This window comes from [Clostridium] aerotolerans DSM 5434 (assembly GCF_000687555.1).
Taxonomy (GTDB): domain Bacteria; phylum Bacillota; class Clostridia; order Lachnospirales; family Lachnospiraceae; genus Lacrimispora; species Lacrimispora aerotolerans.
Map to the genome: position 1 here is coordinate 225210 of NZ_JHWJ01000003.1, position 18897 is coordinate 244106.

The window sequence follows — 18897 nt, forward strand, 5'->3', positions numbered from 1 at the left end:
TTTACCTCACAATCAGCAATGAATAGTAACCAGCTGTATCTGGTATCTCATCCAGGTTTAAATAAATCCGTTCCTCTTCCATGCCGCAATTTTCCACCATGACCGCGGTTAAGCCGCTGTTTTTTATTTCTTCCTTCACTGCGCTCATCTGCCTGCCTGCTTTCATAAGTACCTTGACCCCAGGCAGCTTTAATGCATGGGATACCTGATAGGAAGCCGGTATGATGTGAAGTTCCTCTGACCCAGTCACCAGTGGAAGATTCAGTCTTGCGGCCGCTGCACAAAAGGAAGGGATTCCGCTGACCAGCTGCGTCTCATAGCCTTCGCTTATGACACGCTCTGCCAGATAGGCAAAGGTAGAATAGATGCTCACATCTCCAAGAGTGAGAAAGCCCACGTCCTCTCCCTGCTTAAGCCGCTCTATCACAGCCTCTGCTGCCTCGTCATGACTTCTTTTTAGCGCTTCTTCATCTTTTGTCATAGGCATATGAAGGCAAAGACATTCCTTCTCTATAATTTCAGGCACCGCCTGTCTGGCGATCTCATAGGAAGTGCACTTTTCCTTGTCCTTATGAGGAATTGCAATTACATTTAATTCTCTGATTCTTTTTACTGCTTTTATCGTCATCAGCTCAGGATCCCCTGGTCCGACTCCAATTCCATACATGATCCCTGCCATGTTTTATCCTCCTGTCTATTCCCTGTCCTCTTCTCGTGTTGCAAAATGGCTTATCATCTCCTGTGCGCCCTCACTCATACCGAGGATCCCGTATGTGGTGGAAAAGGTTACTACTTCCACATGGACTCCTCCGCTCCAGCGAGACACATGAGCTTGAATTCTATGTACGACTTCTTTCATTACCGGTTCAAGAATATTATTTTCCTTTAGAATCTTAGAAGCCTCTTCCATGGTATTGGCACTTAATATCTCCCTCTCAAGCTTATGGGAATCCGGAATTACGCTGCTAACGCAATCCCAAAGAATCTCCATGCGCCGGTCTCCATGCTTGGAGTGGGTGTTGTATACCCCTCCTGCCACCTTTATCAGCTTTCCAATGTGGCCGACGAACAAAATCTCTTTAAAGTTATCCTCTCCTGCCATGGAAAAAGCTTCCCCAATAAAATTACTGCAGGTGACTCCTTCTGACATGGAAAGAAATAATGTTTCCTTAATGAATGCTTCTCCATAATTCCCTGGTGTGAGTATGACCTTTCTTTCCCCTGCCACAGCCTTCATATGAAGCTCCAGACGTATGGTGGCGGTGAGCGCTTCTTCACTCATAGGGTTAACAATTCCCGTGGTTCCCAGGATAGACAGCCCTCCTACGATACCAAGCTTTGAATTAAAGGTCTTTTCTGCCAGCTTTTTTCCTTCCGGCATAGACACAGTTATCAAAAGAGGTCCCTCAAATCCGGCTTCTCTTCTGGCCTCTTCCACTCCCTGAAAAATCATGGCTCTGGGAACGGGATTAATGGCCGGTAAGCCAATGGGACAGGACAGACCTGGCTTAGTCACCCAGCCGATTCCTTCCCCTGCGGTCAGAAACAGAGGGCTTCCCTTCTCATTCTCTAAGTCGTATCGGTAACAGGTCTTAAGAGCTTCCTTTTCATCTCCATAAAAATGACCCACACTTGCAAAAACAAATGCCTGATGGGTCACATCAGGATCATCTCCTGCATCCTTTTGCACTCCGCAGGCTGCATCCTGACCATTCAGGACAACGCGAAAAAGGGGCAGATCGGCTTCCGTCCCCTTTGGTGTCACAAGCTTCATATGTTGTAAAGGATTCCCAGTAAGCAACATGGCTGCTGCTGCCTTTGCCGCAACAGCGGCACATGTGCCAGTGGTAAATCCGCTTCTTAGTTGGTGTTTTTCCATTTTTTATCCTCTTTGATGTACATTATAAAAGATTTTTGCCTATGGCGCAAGGGAATTCCTAGCTTTTGCCTATGCTTCCTCTTCTTTTTCCAAAGCTTCTCTTTTTAATTCTCTTTTTCGTTTCGTAATCAATCCACCGATTCGGCCGCTCTCTTTGGCAGTCAGGCAGCGCCAGCCGCCTCTTATTACTTTATCGCCAAGCCCGAGTTCGGTGGCTATTTCAAACTTAAGTACTTCTTCTGGTTTTAAATTGTGGGGATCAAATGGTTCGTTATTTTTTACTTTTGACACTTTATTCCATCTCCTTTCTTAAATCTAGTGAGAGTATACCCGCTAAAGAAAGGTTTAAACGTACTGTAATATAAAAAAACAGGGGCTATGAATGGAATCACAGCTCCTGTCTTAAAATTTATTTCTACCCTTATCTTCTTGGAATGATAACTGCCGCAATGATATAGGCAATGATTCCAGGTCCTGAACAAGTTAACAGTACCCATAAAAGGCGCACGATCGTCGGATCAATTTCAAAATATTCACCAATTCCTCCGCATACACCACAAAGCATTTTATCGGTTTCAGAGCGGTATAACCTTTTTTGATTGTCTCCCATTTGTATTTCTCCTTCCTATTATATCATAATTTGACCATAGACTTATAACTCCGGATTTTTAAATGTTATTTGAACCGCACTCACTTCACAGTCCAGGATCATGGATTTTGGTGCATCGGGATTTTGAGTTATGGTTTTATCGAAAACAAATATACTTTGATTTTCAAGCTTTACGGCTCCCAGGCTGGCACTGACATCATAGCTGAAATCCTCTTTTTTGCCGTCCAGTTGGAGCTTTACAGCACTGGCTTCGCTATTTAAAGAGACTTGATTTGCTACATTGCCTGAATAATTCACAGCTCCTGCTTCTGAATTAATGAATAAGGTGTCGATGTTACCCTTCCCTATCTTTGCTGATCCTGCTTTTATATCCAGATTACATTCGTCAGCTATAAGGCCATCTGCTGAAAAATAAACACTTGAATCCTCATTCTTATAGACCACACGTTGAGGTTCTACTTTGATATCCACAGTAGTGAACTTGTAATCCTTTGGTACATGAATGGTAAAAAGCAATTTGGGATTTCTAACATTTACTTTTTTTGAATGAGTTTGAAGAAGCAGTTCCCCTTCATTCTCTTCTATCTCGTAAAAAGATTCATCCTTGTTGCAGAAAATGGTAATTTCATCTCCCTGAGAATCTTCCACAATCCGTACTCCGCCTGCTGAGATGTCTGCTTTTAAACTCTTAATACCGGCAGCCGAATAAATCTGACTTCCCTGTCCGCTAAGATCAAGCGTCTGCTCTCCCATTTCGTCAAAAGAAAAATCATTGTTATTCCAAAAATCTTCTTCGGCAATTTGTCCCAGCTCGAGCCCCCACTGCTTTAAACGCAGCGGAATTACATCCATCACGGTTCCTCCCATTGCCACAGCCGCCGCCGTAATCCCGCCGCCTGCCAGCACGCATACAGCACCGGCTATGATGCAGCTCTTTATAAATTTGTTCATAGACGGCTCCTCCTTCTATTTAATAAGTTCTGGATCGCATTGACAATTCCTCTAAAAAGGTACGGAAGAAACTTTCCGTAAAATGCCCCGCACACTGCGAGGCCAAGAAGCCCAAGTCCAAGCAGCGCAACGCCGATTCCCAAAACCAGGAAACCGCCCATGGGATGGACTGCTACTGATACAAAGCCTGCTATGATAACTGCAAAGCCGCTTACAAGGAGGGCAAGTGTGACTGCCCCAAGCCCTACGACCGCTGCCACCAGAATACCAAAAAGTCCTCCTAAAAGTCCCATAAAACCGCCTCCGATTCCCAGAATCAGGGGAGAGGCTGCAATAAGAAGTATGGCCCAAAGGATAAGCTTTACCGTTCGGTTTGATTGGTCACGCTTTCTTTCGCCATAAACTTCCTCTTCGGTTCTTTGTTCTCCACGGCTTTCTCCCTCTCTCACATCCGGGAGATCATACCGTTTTGCCATCTGATAGTTGGGGTCCTTAAACCGTTCATCTTCATAGCCATTTTCCGTAAATTCTCCGCCATCACCGAGGTGACCGGATATCTCAGAGCGAATGATGGAGGCGATTCGTTCCGGACTTCCAAAGTCACGAATGACCTGCTCTTCCTTGTCCGGTCCGGCTTCTTCCAGATAATCCCTGTAATATCCGATGGCATCTGCCTTATCTTCATCCGGTATATCCGATAACAGATATTCCAGACTTTTCATAAACTCATCCTTACTCATACATGTGCCTCCTCAAATATTTGGGATATTTTTCTGGAATAACCAATCCATTCACCTTTGTACAGGTTTAACTGAATACGTCCTTTTTCCGTAATTTTGTAATATCTACGATTTCTGCCATCAAAAGCCAGATCGTACACTTCAAGACATTCTTCCTTTTGTAATCTCCGTAGAACAGGGTACAGGGTTGATTCCGATATCTCTATTACATTTCTCACATCCTGGGTGATCTTATATCCATAAGTACCTTCCTGATCTCTTGACACTATCGCCAGGACAATGGCGTCCAGTAAAGCTGCTCCCGTGTTAAAAACCATATGTCCACTCCTATCTCTGCATGCAGGAAACGATCGTCTGCATTAATTTTCTGGTGCCTTGGGTATAATTGCTGCTGCAATGATATAAAGAATCAGACTGCCGCCTACGAGAGATAATCCCGTAAACCAATGGAATAAATTACGCCATGTTTGAAACATCATTAGAAATATCCATATTAGTCTTATCATTACCGGATCTATCTGAAAGTACTCTCCGATCCCACCGCAAACTCCGCATAACACTTTATTCTTTACAGAACGGTACAAACGCTTTGGCTCCACGATTGTCACCTTCCTTTCTCTTATTTAGTATGAACAGTTATAATATTATGTCTTACCCTATATTATATGTTGTATAGTATATATTATATGAGGTATAATATTGTTTGTCAACACTTATTTATTGATTTATCATCACTTTTTAACTGTAAATAATTTCTATAAAAAAACGAAACACCAGATCATTCGTTTTGACCTGATGTTTCGTTTCTAATATATAATGTTTCATAAATCCTTTACTCATAGTACTTGCCGGTGAGCTCTTCCACAATGATACGTATGACAGCAGTTCCTTTTACCATATTGTCAGGAAGGGTTATATGGGCCAGTTGTGGGGTATATTTTGCCACAATGTTTTGAAGCACTTCCCTCTTCTCTTCTAAGTCCGTGACCAAAGCCGCATTCCCTGTTGCAATGGCACTCTCATATTTTGTATTTGTGTCACAGGGCTTACCGTTCTCATCGAGCAAAAGCGCCTGCATATCATACGCAGTAAATCCCACTTTACTATTACGAATGATATTGTCAATCTTTTGTCCTTTTGGCAGACCATGTACATAGATATTGTTATTGATAGAAACAAAGTGGACCGGAGTATTATATGGGGTGCCATCTTCGTTAAGGGTTGCCAGACTGCCAGTTTCTACCCGGTTCAATAAATCTTTCAGCCGATCGTCTGATAGCGGATGGGTCTTCATTCTGTACTGCATATCATTTTCCTCCTGTGAGACGCTTATTGATCTTAACTTTATTATAATACGAAGAAAAAGTTTCATCGATCATGCTCATTATACCCAAACACCGTATCCTTGATAAGGGACAGTTTTGACATTTTTACAGGATACAGTTCAGACATGTTCAAACCATGCTCTGTTCAGACCCTCTACGGCAGGCAGAATATCTTCCTCTTTTATCCCTCCATATCCAAGAATGACACAGTGAGTCTTATAATTACTCTTTTCCAGCCAGGAAGGAGAAACAGGGCTAACAAAAACGCCATACTTCAAAGCCTCTCTCACAAGAATATCCTCTTGCTCCCCATTCTTAAATTCTAGTAACAGATGAAGCCCAGCATGATGACCGTAAACATTCACCCGGTCTCCCATGACGTTTCCAATGGCAGCAATCAGGGCATCATGCTTTCTTTTCTGGCTTAAGCATACCCGGCGGAGATGCTTTTCCCAATGTCCGTCTTTCATAAAATGATAAAGTATCTTTTGCTCCATCAGGGGAATTGTACATTCATACCCAGTATACTTCTCATCATAAGCAGCTAACAGCCAGGAAGGCAAAACCAGGTAAGACATCCGAAGCCCTGGTGATAATGACTTTGAAAATGTCCCAATATAAATCACACGCCCAGCCTGATCTATGGATTGCAGCGACGGAATGGGTCGTCCTTTGTAGCGAAACTCACTGTCATAGTCATCTTCTATGATTACCATATCACTCTTTCGTGCATGATTTAATATCTCCAGCCGGTTGTGGATGGGCATAACAGCGCCTTTAGGAAACTGATGGGAAGGGGTGAGATAAACCATTGGTACCGATTTTGACGATAGACTTTGTATCTCTATTCCGTCTTCCCCAACCGGAACAGGCTGTATTTGAAACCCGTTGCTTTGAAATACGGCCCTTGCGCCTTCATAACAAGGCTCTTCCATTGCAATTGTTTTCTCGCCTGAGAAAATTCGTATCACGATTTCCAGGGCAGACTGAGTCCCGCTGCAAAGGATGACCTGCTCTGTTTCGCATTTCACCCCACGGCTGACATAGAGGTACTCTTTAATCTGCTGACGCAGTCCAAAGTCTCCCTTTCCATCGGAACATCCGTTCCATGAATTAGTCAGAGGTCCATCTAAAACATGAGCCCCATATGTCCGCCAGAGCTTCTTTGGGAAACTGGATTCCTCAAGCTCCCCATATTGAAAGCTGTATTTTATCTTATGGTCAGATGGAGAATGAGGCCGGGATTCGGGTTCATTATGCCGATATACTTCGGTCGGTTTCTCCATAAGATCAAACTCTAATTTGTTTACGATGTATCCTGCTCCTAGCTTACTGGTGATATATCCCTCCAGCCTAAGCTGATCGTAAGCATTTTCTACTGAGTTTCTGCCAACCTGCAATTCTTTCGCCAGAGCTCTTGTGGAGATAATACGGGCGTTAACAGGTATGTTACCAGTCAGGATGTCCTTTTTCAACTGTTCATATATCTGCTGATATATGGGTGTCTTATTATCACGATCAATGTAGAGCATATTTTCCCTCCTCACCACTTTGTCCTGAATTATAACACACTCCACCCAATCTGTATCCCATGTTTTCTATTAATTCGTGACCTGACCTTATCTCTCCTGGGCAATCCGGTTGACAACATCAATATAGTCACTGCAATACGTCTGATAAACGCTCATGACGGCCGACCGGAAACGAACCTGTTCATTTGGCTTTAACTCTGTCACCACACAGCCAGCCTTTGTTAACCGCTCTCTGGCATCCTGCTCTCTGATTTTCCACAGCTCTCTTTCATAAAGGGCGGATTCTTCTCCGCAGGCTCGGATAATTTCCTGGTCCTCCTCGCTTAACCGATCCCAGGTGGACTGGGATGCCAGCTGAAGTTCCGGAATTCTGCTGTGAGCATCGAGAGTGACGTATTTAGCAACCTCATAGTGGCGCATGGTATCATAGGAAGGCCAATTATTTTCCGCACCGTCAATATGGCTCGTTTCCAGTGCCGCGTAAACCTCGGAATAAGCCATAGGCACTGCTTTTGCTCCAAGAGCCTCTACCATGGCCGCCATCATGTCTGATTTTGCCACCCGGATGCGCATTTTCTTTAAATCTTCCACCCGCTCAATGGGGTGGGACGAATTATAAAAATTCCTGGCTCCTGCATCAAACCAGGATAGAGCCACCATTCCACTGCCGTCTAATTCCTTTTTAAATTCTTCCCCGATTTCTCCATCGAGTACCTTCCACATGTGGTCCTCATCCCGGTAAACATAGGGAAGCTGGAGCACATTGAACTTTGGCCTGATATCCGTAAGCATCATCACCGATACCCTGGCAAAATCAATTCCCCCGTATTGAAGCTGCTCGGTAATCTGATCCTCGTCTCCCATCTCTCCACCGGAAAAAACGTTGATTTTTATCCTTCCTCCCGTTCTTTCAAAGACCAGCTGTGCAAATTTTTTTGCCCCCTGGGTGGTGGGATAATCATCCGGCTGGTTATCCGCATAGGTAAATACATATTCCGGCGTTGTTTTAAGCCCCGGAAAAACAGGGAGCTCTCCCCTGTGCCTTAAATTCCACAAAAAGACTGTCCCCAAAGCAGTCAATGCTAATACTGCCGCATAAATGCTGGCTTTTGCTATTCTTTTTTTCATTTCCTTCACCCCAAAACGCCTCCTCTGGGCACAGAGGAAGCGTCTTAATCTTACTTATAGTATTTTTGTTTATGGATTAATTATACTCTGAACCTTAGGATCATCCACATTGGTCTTATCTACCAGAATAACACCAGTATCCACGGTTTTCTCTTTTACACCATTACCATCGGCAAGTTCAAGGGCTGTCTTAACCCCATCATAGCCCATATAGAACTGACGCTGTACCACAGAAGCTACATCGTACTTCTCACTGCGGATCATGGTCTCAATCTCAGCAGAGAAATCAAAGCCAACCATGGAAATATCGTCACGTCCGGATTCTGTAATACCAGTTACAAATCCTACGGTAGAACCGTTATTTGGTCCAAATACTGCTTTTAAGTTAGGATAGGTGGTAATGAAATCCTGGCAGAAGCCTACTGCCTTGCTGATATCACCATCATTTACCTTGATGTCGTTATTTAAGACCTTCCAGCTCTTTGGAGCATTGGAATCCCAGTACTCGTTAAAGCCTTTTACACGGTCATTGATGGTCTGGGAGCCGGTGGAACCAACCTGAATGGCAATTTGAGCCTCTTCTGTTTCACTGATTCCTCTGTCTTTTAATCTGCGGATCATCTCTTCAGCCGCAGTTCTTCCAGCTTCTACGTTGTTTGTAAGAAGAGCTGCGCTGTAATTGTCGCTCTTAATGACGGTATCTACTAAAACAACCGGAATACCAGAATTATTTGCTTCTGTTATGGGTGCGTCAAGGGATACACTGTCAAGGGGAGCAATGACGATTCCATCTGCCTGAGCAGATACCGCATTCTGAAGAAGGGTAAGCTGTCCTTCAATATCAGATTCCAAAGCTGTTCCAACGACGACTACATTACAGCCCAGCTCTCTGCCTGCCTGCTCTGCACCTGCCTGTAAAACGCTCCAGTACTGGTTTCCCAACACCTTTACGATTACGTAGATGGTCTTACCCCCTGCTTTTTGTTCTGTCTTAGCCTCAGCTTTGGTACTCTCTGCCTTCTCCGGTGCTGATGTTTCCTTGCTGCCCTCCGCTGCAGTGGTCGCTGCTGCGCCTCCTGTCGGTTTGCTGGAACAGCCAACCAAACCGGTAACTGCCATGGCTGCCGCCAACAATACTGCCGTTACTTTTCTCATTTCTTCTCCTCCTGGAATTATATAGTTTTATTTTGTCAAGCCAAAGAACCGCTTGATTGCCCCTAAATCACCGCTCTTTTTCGCTGTCTGAGATGCAACTGCGATCAAAAGGATAACGCCTACAATTACCTGCTGCCAGAATGAATTGACTCCATTTAAATTGAGTCCATTACGAATGACACCCATCATTAGGGCACCGATTACCGTATTTAAAATCTTACCTTCTCCACCCATAATGGAAATTCCGCCTAATACAGACGCTGCAATGGCTTCCATCTCATATCCGTTACCAGCGGTAGGCTGGGCACTGGATAATCTTGAGGCAACTAATATTCCGCAGATTGCAGCAGACAGACCGGAAATACAGTAAGCGAACATACGTGTTTTTACTGCATTGATACCAGAAAGCTTAGCCGCTTCTAAGTTGGAGCCGCAGGCATAAATCTGGCGGCCGATACGCATCTTTGCAAGGACCACTCCAAGGATCAATGCATAGACAAGAGTAATAATAACGCTGTATGGAAGCCCGTCCCCTCCAATTCTGCCTCCGCCAAGAACGTAAAACTGCTTCTGAACTTCTGCGGAAGGAATGTTGGTGGTATAAAGCGGAGCACCGTTTACCAATACATTGGCCATGCCTCGGTATACCCACTGGGTTGCTAACGTGGCGACAAATGGTACCACTCCTAAAATCTCGATAAAGAAACCGTTCATAACACCTGTAAGCAGGCCCATGATCAGGCATAAAATAATACATACGGGAAGGGGAAGCCCCATCATCAAAAGGGCTACCATAATAATGCCTGACAATGCCATGGAAGCACCTGCAGATAAATCGTTACCACCGCAGACAAGACAAAATGTCAAACCGCATCCAATAATCGTATACGTTACAATCTGCTGCAAAAGATTCTGTAAATTAGCAGGAGCCAAAAATTTTGTCGGCTGAAGAACTGAAAACAGTACAAACAGTCCGATCAGGATTCCCAGTGAATAGATTGCACGCCTTGTGGCCGCATCCAGCTTGCCAAACGAGCCGCCTTTCTTTTCCTGCCCCTTTGCTTTTATAATTGCCATCCTTATTCTCCTTTTCTATCTCCTCCGCCCGGTAAAACAGGCGCCTTTTTTCCTTCCAGTTTGTTATAACCGGCTGCCAGATATAAAATCTCTTCCTGGGTCGTAGTTTTCGCATCCAGTTCTCCATTAATCTCACCCTGATGGATAACAACGACCCTGTCACTCATGCCAAGGATTTCAGGTAATTCTGATGAGATCATGATAATGGATACGCCCTGATCACTAAGCTGGTTGAAAAGCTCATATACCTCGTACTTTGCTCCTACATCAATTCCTCTGGTAGGTTCATCCACGATCAGCACCTTAACATCATTGCACAGCCACTTTGCCAGGACCACCTTCTGCTGGTTTCCACCGGAAAGATTTCCGCAAAGCTGATGGACACTGGGTGTTTTCGTCCTCATTCGCTTTACATATTTTTCAGCATTTTCAAGTCCTGCCTTATCATCAATAAAGCCGAAACGGGTTATGCTTGGGAGATGAGCCATATTGGTGTTGTATTTAATGTCCAGACCAAGGGCCAGTCCATCCCGCTTTCTGTCTTCTGTGGCGTAGCCAATTCCATGCTTAATGGCCTGAATGACGGAAGTCACCTTAATGGGCTTTCCCTCCATAAAAAGCTCCATGGAGTCCGGCTGGTCCGCGCCAAAGATACAACGCATAAGCTCTGTTCTGCCAGCACCCACAAGACCTGAAATTCCAAGGATCTCTCCCTTTCTTACATACAGGTAATCCGCATTTACCTTGGTACCGCGGCGTACATTTTTAGCTTCCAGTACAATGTCTCCGATGGTCCGCTTATGCTTTGGATATTTGTCCTCCAGCGAACGGCCTACGATCATGTTTACCAGTTCATCCATTGTGATCTCATTTAAATTTCTGGTTCCTATGTACTGTCCATCCCGGATTATGGTCACCCGTTCACATATCTGGTTCAGCTCCGCCATTCGATGGGAGATATAGACCATTCCAACGCCTTTTTCCTTCAGACGCCTGATAATTCCAAACAGCTGCTCGATTTCCTTCTCTGTCAGCGTAGCCGTTGGCTCATCAAGAACCAGTATCTTGGAATTAAAACTGATTGCTTTTGCGATTTCCACCATCTGCTGCTGTGCAATGCTCAAGCTTCCTACGTGATCATAGGTATTTAAATCAATGCCTAAGTCGACCAGTATCTTTTTTGCTTCCTCGTGCATCCTGTTGTCATCAATAAAGATACCTTTTTTATGCGCCCTGCCAATAAATATATTATCCGCAACGCTTAAATGCCCGCACATGTTAAGTTCCTGCATAATAATGCTGACCCCAAGCTCATGTGCCCTGGCAACCGAATCAATGACTACTTTTTCCCCCTCAATAAAGATTTCTCCTTCGTCTGCCTGATACACTCCGGATAAAATCTTCATAAGAGTGGATTTGCCAGCTCCGTTTTCGCCTACAAGTCCTAATACTTCTCCTTTATATACTGACAGTTTTACTTTATCGAGAGCCTTGACCCCGGGAAAGCTTTTGCTGATTCCTTCCATACGAAACAATTCCTGTTCCATCCCTCATCCTCCTCTCTGCTTGTTCACACCTCCTGTGCTTACATTCATTATATCTGCTGCATATACCGGATTCTATCGTAAGTTTTTATCATCCCTAGTATAATTTTATCTTTTTTTATAAATAAAGAAAAAAGAGCTGCTGCATAGCCAGCCGGCTAACACAGCAACTCATTTTAAATTTAAAATCACAGGATAATTCTGTTATCTTAATGATTCCTTTTGTAATTTATTAACCTGGAACAAAAAATACTCCATCACTTCATCTGTCTGTTGCTCCGGCCATTGATCCAGCATATTACCAGGATCAATGCAGGCATTATACATCATGCCCCGGCAAAACCTCAATAACTTCCAGGCAAGCTCATGTACTGCCTCGTGATCAGGCTCTTTTCCCAAATAAGCTGATATCTCTTCCTTTAGGTCTACAAATATGGGACGGCTTTCACGAAAGAAATACTCATCATAATACACCAGGTGGCTGATGTATACGGATTTCACTGAATTAATATTATCCCAACTGATCAGTCCCAGATGCAGCGCGATGATACTTCGAATATTTTGAAGCGGTGTCCCATCCCGGGCCAGCTCTTCAAATTTATAATCAACGGTTTGATAGCTAAAAAGGATCGCTGCTTCCTTACTGTCAAAATGATGGTAAAATGCCCCAGGAGAAATTCCCGTATGACTGCAGATTTCCCTTATTGTTAATTGTGAAATAGGACGTTCCGATACCATCTGGGTAATCGACTCTATGATTGCTTTCTTTGTCTTCTCTGCCTGTAGTTTTCTTTTATTTTTTTCTACCATGCTCACACCTCACAGGCATTGTAGCATAAAAAGCAGTCAGAAACAACCAGACATTAAGGAACCATCAGATGAGACTATATGGAAAGCGCAGCATCGTATGCTCCCCATACAACATTCATCAAATTGCCGACGCTTTTTGCATCTCCAATGATATGAACATTTTTATCATTACTTTCAGTTACAGGAGAGGGGATATAACCTATGGAGGTAATCACATTATCCGCCTCAATCAATTCTTCTCCGTGGTCTGTCATAATGACGACTCCCTGATCCCTTATTTCAATCACCTTTGATTCCAAATAAACCGGTGTTTCATATCTTCTAAACGCATCACGTAAGAAGTTTGCATTGGCTGCACTTAAACCGTCGATTTTTAAAATGTCATCCATCATTTCTATGATGACCGGCTGTTTTCCTTTTAAAATAAGATCATAGGCGATCTCACAGCCAGTCAATCCACCTCCAATAATGGCTACACGATTTCCATCCGCTTTCTTTCTGCCTCTTAAATATTCAATTGCTTCCATGACGTGGTGGAGTTTGGCACCAGGAACAGAAAGGGTTCTGGGAACAGCACCCGTTGCAACAATGATCTCATCCACACTCATAGAGTCCAAGTCTTCTTTTTTTATCTGGGTATGATAGATAACGTCAATATTTAAGTTACTGATCTGGCGCTTATACCACTGAATGAGCATTTTATCCTTCTCTTTAAAATCAGGTGCTCCGGCAGCAATGAATACTCCGCCTAACTCATCCGTTTTTTCATAAATAGTTACTTCATGTCCCCGCATGGCTAAAAGACGGGCTGCTTCCATTCCTCCGATGCCGCCGCCGATCACAGCAATTCTCTTTTTTGTTTCCGCCGGGATTATTTGATATTCCTGTTCCTGAAGTGTAACTGGATTAATCGCACAGCACCCCATCTTTCCCTCCGGCATAGAGCCTGGATTGCCTTTATATTTGCTGACTGCAAAGCATCCATTGTGGCAGGCAAGACAAGGGCGTATGTCATCGACCCGGTCTTCTTTGATCTTTGAAACGTACGCTCCGTCACAAAGAAGCTGTCTGGCAATGCCAATTCCATCAACTTTGTTATCCTTTAACGCCTGAGCTGCTGTATCCGGGTCTTCCATACGTCCCGCACATACCACAGGGATATTAACGTAAGGCTTAATGGCTGCAGAGCTTTCAAGGTTACAGCTTAATGGCATATATAACGGCGGATGTGCCCAAAACCAGGAATCATAAGAGCCGTTATCCGCATTTAACATATCTGCCCCGGCCTCTTCCAGGATCTTTGCTCCCTTAATACCTTCTTCTAAATCACGGCCAAATTCAATATAGTCCTCACCTGGCAATGCTCCTTTGTTAAATCCAATCATTTTGCTTTCTACACTGTAGCGGACGCTGACAGGGTAATCCATGCCACAGACCGCTTTAATTTCTTTAATGATTTCTGTCACAAACCGGAATCGGTTTTCCAGAGAGCCGCCGTATTCATCTGTGCGGTGATTTGTTGCAGATATTGTAAACTGATCCAGCAGATACCCTTCGTGTACCGCATGAATCTCAACCCCGTCAATTCCTGCCTTTTTGCAAAGAGCGGCGGCTCTTCCATATTCCTTTACCATTTGTTTTATCTCTTCCCTGGTCATCTCTGTACTTAAAATATCAGGGTCCCATACATTAGGTAAGCCGGCAGATGGGGAACGAAAGATTCTGTCTACATCAAAAGGTACCGGAGTCTCTACCTTTTTCCCCTCTTTTTGTGCATAGTAAATATCTCTTAATGGCTTAATGGCAACCATTGCCCTCCCCATTCCTGCACCAATCTGAAGGAAAACCTTAGAGCCATATGTATGGATTTCTTCCATAAGACTTTTCACCGGTCCCATCATGATCTCTTCCTGATCTCCCAGCCAGCTGTCCCCCACCATGCTTTTTACTGTTACCATTCCAGGTACCATGAGAGCTACCTCATTCTTTGCCCTTTCCAAATAATAATCTCTGCAATGCTTGTTAAACTCATACCCCATCATACCTTCAACAAGATTTGTACCTTCCATGGCACATAAAACAATCCTGTTTTTAATCGTTATCTGGCCAATTTTTAATGGCTGAAACAGCGGTTCATACTTGTTTGACATATACCTTCTCCTTTTTAACATTACTTGTTCGGTTAACTTGTTATGTAAATAATATCACTTTGTTACATTTTTGTCAATCCAGTATTCTGGCAAAATTTCAACTGCAAAAAATCTCCCATATCGCAAAAAATAAGAGCCTGGATTACCAGGCTCTGTCCCTATGAAAGCTCATTCAATCGATTCATTCTATACTCTGACGGATTAATCCCGACCAGACGTTTAAAGACCTTTGTAAAATAATTGGAATCCAGGTATCCCACTCTTGCACCAACATCTTTCACGATTACATTGGGCTGTTCCAGAAACTTTTTTGCCTCGCCAACCCTGTAATCCATGAGGTAAGAGGTAAAGCTTTGACCGAACTGCTGCTTGAACATTTTACAAAAATAAGGCTCTGAATACCCGATGGAACGAGCTACTTCATTCATCGAAATATCATTCATGAAATTAGAACGGATGTATTCCTCCACCATAGAGGTCATTACCGACAGCCGGCTGCTGTTATAATCCGGTTCTTTTTCTGATAGGGCAATACCATCTTCTGATGCCGGCCCCTGTTCCTCATTGGTCTGCGGAGCAACATCACCGCTCACCCTTAGAGCTTCTTCCACTACATTAATGATTTCCTTCTGAGAATAGGGCTTTAATAAATATTCCATGGCTTTTATGGATATGGCTTTCTTTGCATAGTCGAACCTGTCATATGCCGTTAAAAATATAAGGCAGCAATGCGGGTCTTCCTTTCTCATAATTTCAGCAGCCTGAATTCCATTCAGGCCTGGCATCCCAATATCCAAGATAGCTACCTGAATCTTTTCCCGCCGAAAGACCTCCACTGCTTCTTTTCCGTTCTGTGCCTCAAACACCAAACAGCTCTCCCCAAACTTTTTCTGAATCATCTTCTTAAGCACAATCCGCTCAATCATTTCGTCTTCCACTATCATTAACCGTTGCATTCCCCGTATTACCCCTTTTTCCGACCGAATTCAATTTCTACTACAGTGCCCTCGTTCTCTGTGCTGTGAATGGTTACCTTCCCATATTCGTAATAAGCAGAAATTCTTCTGTATATATTTCCAAGACCAATTCCCAGTCCGGTTCCTTTTGTTTCCATGGCATTTCGTATGGCTTTAAGCTTCTCGGTATCCATCCCTTTTCCGGTATCCGAGACGGATATCCATAAATTCTCCCCCGATTTTTTAATATCGATCTGAATGGCGCCCCCCATTTCTTTCTCCGATATGCCGTGAATCACCCCATTTTCCACCAGGGGCTGGAGAAGGAAAACAGGAACCTCTTCCTGATACAAAGCGCTGTCACAATTGATATTCCATTGAAACCGGTCTTTAAAGCGCATTTGCTGGATGTACATATAATCCCGCACTACCTTAAGCTCCTGTTCCAGAGGCTCGAAGGCGTTTGAGGTCCTAAGACTATAACGAAGAAGATTTCCAACGGCCACCAGCATCTCTTCAGTTACCGGCGCTTCTTCCATCTGAGCCATTCTTGTCATCATATTTAAAGTATTAAACAGAAAATGAGGGTTCAGCTGACTTTTAATCAGCTGAAGCTGAGCCATGGAGAAACGTTTTTCAAGCTCCGCCCTCTCAAGCTCATGGCGGTAAAGCTTTTCTTCCACCTGTCTTTTCTCTTCCGTTGCAATCACATAATTTTCGGTGGAAGATTTCATTTTATTAAAGGCATTCACAAGCTGTCCGATTTCATCAGTTCCGTCCCAGCGCACATCCGGAGAAGAAAAATCATTCTTTTCAATCCTCCCGGAAACAGTAGCCAGCTGTACCACCGCCTTAACGATACTCCCTGTAATGAACCGGAGAAGAATCACCAGCACCACAAAGGCCGTAAGGCTTATCACAACCAAAAGATAAGGCATCCGCTTCAGCGCTGAAATCTGGACTTCATAATAATCATTTCCCGCCATTAACACGATCTTTGTGAGGCGGTTGGCATAGATTTCCAGATATTTCTGCATGTTATAGGCCTTGTACAGCTCTCTGATGTAGTTATCATCTCCAGAGCTCATGGATACTACCTTTTCCCGTTGCTTTTCATAGGTCTCATATCCATTGATAATATTCCAGGTCACTCCAAAACGGGCCTCCCCTATCTTATCGTAGTCATAAGGAAGTCCATCTAAATGAATTCTAGTCTCCCTGCAGGCCAGCTGGTATGCCGACCGGTTCTCCGGTGTATTGTTTGAAAGAAGTCGGGCAAACTGCTCCCTCTCCTTTTCCATGGATTCCTGAAATTTATAGCAGGCCAGATTGTCATCCATAATCACTCTTGCACCATCTACGAATATGTAAACCACCTTTAAATTGATAAAAATAGAAGCACCCATAATCATTCCAACGCTGCCAATGATTACGTACAGCTTCTTTTTTAGTGTCATCTGATACCAAAGGGCAAGCAGCCGTTTCCCCACCTGATTTCCTCCCAATCCCCATTTGTCGTATTTTGTGCAATAATCATAATTTATCTTAGCTTCCCTTAAACTTTTTGTCAATATTATTGTATATAGAAAAAAACACAGCCGCATAATGAGAGTTTTTGCGACTGCGTTTTTTTGTAATTACAAATTAAATGCCTTTAAGAGACGTTTCAAATAATCCATGAATTTAGCTTCCCGGACGGCCTGGGCAGTAAGAATGGGAACCTCTCCTATCTTCTTTCCACCAAGGGTATAGACAAGAGAACCGGCCGGCTGGCCTTCTTCTAAAGGTGCCGGAAGGGAAGGAACCAGTTCCAGCTTCTTTTCAATGGCTGCAAAATCTTCCCCTTTTAAGCTCAGATAAGAAAATGAACCGCCATATTTTAAGGGCACCTCTTCCTCCACACCGTTATCTACGATCATGTTGGGAAGAGGAATCATATCTTTATCTTCATACAGCTTACAGTTAGCATATCCATAGTTTAACAAGGTCTGGGCATCGGCAAACCGAACCTTATAATCCGGTGCTGCCATAATGGAAGCAATGAGCCGGACACCATCTTTTTCCGCTGTGGCTGACAAACAGTACTTGGCAACAGAGGTAGAACCTGTTTTTAAACCAGTTACATTAAAGTTCGTGGCCATCTTTAACAGCTTGTTGGTATTGGACAGACCGAATTCTTTTGTCCCCTGCTTTGTTACATGGGTGATGTTCTCCATCCAGATGGTGGAGTAATTATGTATTTGAGGATATTTGTTAATAAGCTCTCTGGACATAATAGCAATATCCCTGGCAGTCGTTACATGGGTGGGGGACTCTGTAAGTCCGCAGCAATCTTCAAAATGAGTATTGGTCATTCCAAGAGCTGCAGCCCTCTCATTCATCATTTTAATAAACTCATCTTCTGTTCCTGCTATGTATTCTGCCATGGCCACAGAGGCATCATTACCAGAGGCAACCACAATACACTTAATCAGGGTTTCCACTGTCTGAACCTCTCCCTCTTCCAGGAACACCTGAGAACCACCCATGGATTTTGCATGGGCACTGGTAACGACCTCATCCGTAAGTTTAATTTTGCCGGAATCCAGCGCATCAAATATAAGGATCAGTGTCATGATTTTTGTAATACTGGCTGGGCTTCTCTTTACATCCGCATCCTTTTCATAGATGACCTGACCGGTCGAAGCCTCCATTAAAACAGCACTTGGGGCCTGGATCGCCGGGCCTCCCTCTGCATTTACCTCCTTCGCCTGTTCTGCCTGTACAATCATATCCGAGGCTACCGCGATATCAGGCTCCTGTCCTGCGGCCGGAATGCATAAACTGTAACAAAGCAGGATACAGCTTAAAACAAATGCCGTAACTCTCCTCATGCTAGATACCATCCCCTGAAAATTACTTTATACCATTGTATGGGGACATATCCTATTCATATGCCAATTTTTCCAAAAAAAATTCCCAGCTTATCGTTTCATCTTCCTATAAAGTATGTTATACTTGTACAGGAAATGTTACACTCATTGGGTAACAACCTAATATA

General features: G+C 43.7%; 19 protein-coding genes. All 19 read right to left on the minus strand.

The annotated features are described in order from the left end of the window. Position 1: 1 nt before the first annotated feature. The gene (gene cobI, locus T546_RS0106060) at positions 2–679 is read right to left on the minus strand and encodes a precorrin-2 C(20)-methyltransferase (RefSeq protein WP_026890850.1); all 678 of its coding nucleotides are present in this window, start codon (positions 677–679) and stop codon (positions 2–4) included. Between the two features lie 15 nt (positions 680–694). After that, entirely contained in the window at positions 695–1879 is a 1185-nt protein-coding gene (cbiD, locus tag T546_RS0106065) for a cobalt-precorrin-5B (C(1))-methyltransferase CbiD (protein ID WP_026890851.1), read from the minus strand. Between the two features lie 69 nt (positions 1880–1948). Beyond that, positions 1949–2170 carry a small, acid-soluble spore protein, alpha/beta type gene (locus T546_RS0106070; protein WP_026890852.1) on the minus strand — a complete coding sequence of 74 codons (222 nt, stop codon included), beginning with the start codon at positions 2168–2170 and terminating at the stop codon, positions 1949–1951. Between the two features lie 130 nt (positions 2171–2300). Beyond that, positions 2301–2489 carry a PspC domain-containing protein gene (locus tag T546_RS0106075; RefSeq protein WP_024836263.1) on the minus strand — a complete coding sequence of 63 codons (189 nt, stop codon included), beginning with the start codon at positions 2487–2489 and terminating at the stop codon, positions 2301–2303. A 42-nt stretch (positions 2490–2531) separates the two neighbouring features. Next, the gene (locus tag T546_RS0106080) at positions 2532–3440 is read right to left on the minus strand and encodes a hypothetical protein (protein WP_026890853.1); all 909 of its coding nucleotides are present in this window, start codon (positions 3438–3440) and stop codon (positions 2532–2534) included. Then, positions 3437–4180 carry a DUF1700 domain-containing protein gene (locus T546_RS0106085; RefSeq protein WP_026890854.1) on the minus strand — a complete coding sequence of 248 codons (744 nt, stop codon included), beginning with the start codon at positions 4178–4180 and terminating at the stop codon, positions 3437–3439. The genes T546_RS0106080 and T546_RS0106085 overlap by 4 nt, the downstream gene beginning before the upstream one ends. Further along, entirely contained in the window at positions 4177–4497 is a 321-nt protein-coding gene (locus tag T546_RS0106090) for a PadR family transcriptional regulator (RefSeq protein ID WP_024836266.1), read from the minus strand. Before T546_RS0106090 ends, T546_RS0106085 begins: the two co-directional genes overlap by 4 nt. A gap of 42 nt (positions 4498–4539) precedes the next feature. After that, entirely contained in the window at positions 4540–4788 is a 249-nt protein-coding gene (locus T546_RS0106095) for a PspC domain-containing protein (RefSeq protein ID WP_330371873.1), read from the minus strand. 224 nt (positions 4789–5012) lie between these two features. Further along, a complete protein-coding gene (locus T546_RS0106100) occupies positions 5013–5486 on the minus strand; it encodes a pyridoxamine 5'-phosphate oxidase family protein (protein WP_026890855.1) in 474 nt (157 codons plus the stop codon). Positions 5487–5624: 138 nt separating this feature from the next. Beyond that, positions 5625–7037 (minus strand): MocR-like pyridoxine biosynthesis transcription factor PdxR, encoded by a 1413-nt coding sequence (gene pdxR, locus T546_RS0106105; RefSeq protein WP_026890856.1) that lies wholly within the window; start codon positions 7035–7037, stop codon positions 5625–5627. 87 nt (positions 7038–7124) lie between these two features. Further along, positions 7125–8165 (minus strand): TRAP transporter substrate-binding protein, encoded by a 1041-nt coding sequence (locus tag T546_RS0106110; RefSeq protein WP_026890857.1) that lies wholly within the window; start codon positions 8163–8165, stop codon positions 7125–7127. A 69-nt stretch (positions 8166–8234) separates the two neighbouring features. Further along, on the minus strand, positions 8235–9320 hold the full coding sequence (locus T546_RS0106115; RefSeq protein WP_026890858.1) for an ABC transporter substrate-binding protein: 1086 nt from the start codon (positions 9318–9320) through the stop codon (positions 8235–8237). Between the two features lie 27 nt (positions 9321–9347). After that, positions 9348–10397, minus strand: a complete 1050-nt coding sequence (locus T546_RS0106120) for an ABC transporter permease (RefSeq protein ID WP_026890859.1) — start codon at positions 10395–10397, stop codon at positions 9348–9350. A gap of 2 nt (positions 10398–10399) precedes the next feature. Next, positions 10400–11944, minus strand: coding sequence for a sugar ABC transporter ATP-binding protein (locus T546_RS0106125; protein WP_026890860.1), 1545 nt, complete (start codon positions 11942–11944; stop codon positions 10400–10402). Between the two features lie 201 nt (positions 11945–12145). After that, positions 12146–12751, minus strand: coding sequence for a TetR/AcrR family transcriptional regulator (locus tag T546_RS24515; protein WP_026890861.1), 606 nt, complete (start codon positions 12749–12751; stop codon positions 12146–12148). Positions 12752–12825: 74 nt separating this feature from the next. Then, positions 12826–14901 (minus strand): oxidoreductase, encoded by a 2076-nt coding sequence (locus tag T546_RS0106135; protein ID WP_026890862.1) that lies wholly within the window; start codon positions 14899–14901, stop codon positions 12826–12828. A gap of 158 nt (positions 14902–15059) precedes the next feature. Then, on the minus strand, positions 15060–15857 hold the full coding sequence (locus T546_RS0106140; protein ID WP_026890863.1) for a response regulator transcription factor: 798 nt from the start codon (positions 15855–15857) through the stop codon (positions 15060–15062). Between the two features lie 8 nt (positions 15858–15865). After that, complete coding sequence (locus T546_RS0106145) at positions 15866–17347, minus strand: sensor histidine kinase (protein ID WP_026890864.1); 1482 nt, start codon at positions 17345–17347, stop codon at positions 15866–15868. A gap of 147 nt (positions 17348–17494) precedes the next feature. After that, the gene (locus T546_RS0106150) at positions 17495–18730 is read right to left on the minus strand and encodes a D-alanyl-D-alanine carboxypeptidase family protein (RefSeq protein WP_026890865.1); all 1236 of its coding nucleotides are present in this window, start codon (positions 18728–18730) and stop codon (positions 17495–17497) included. Positions 18731–18897 lie beyond the last annotated feature (167 nt).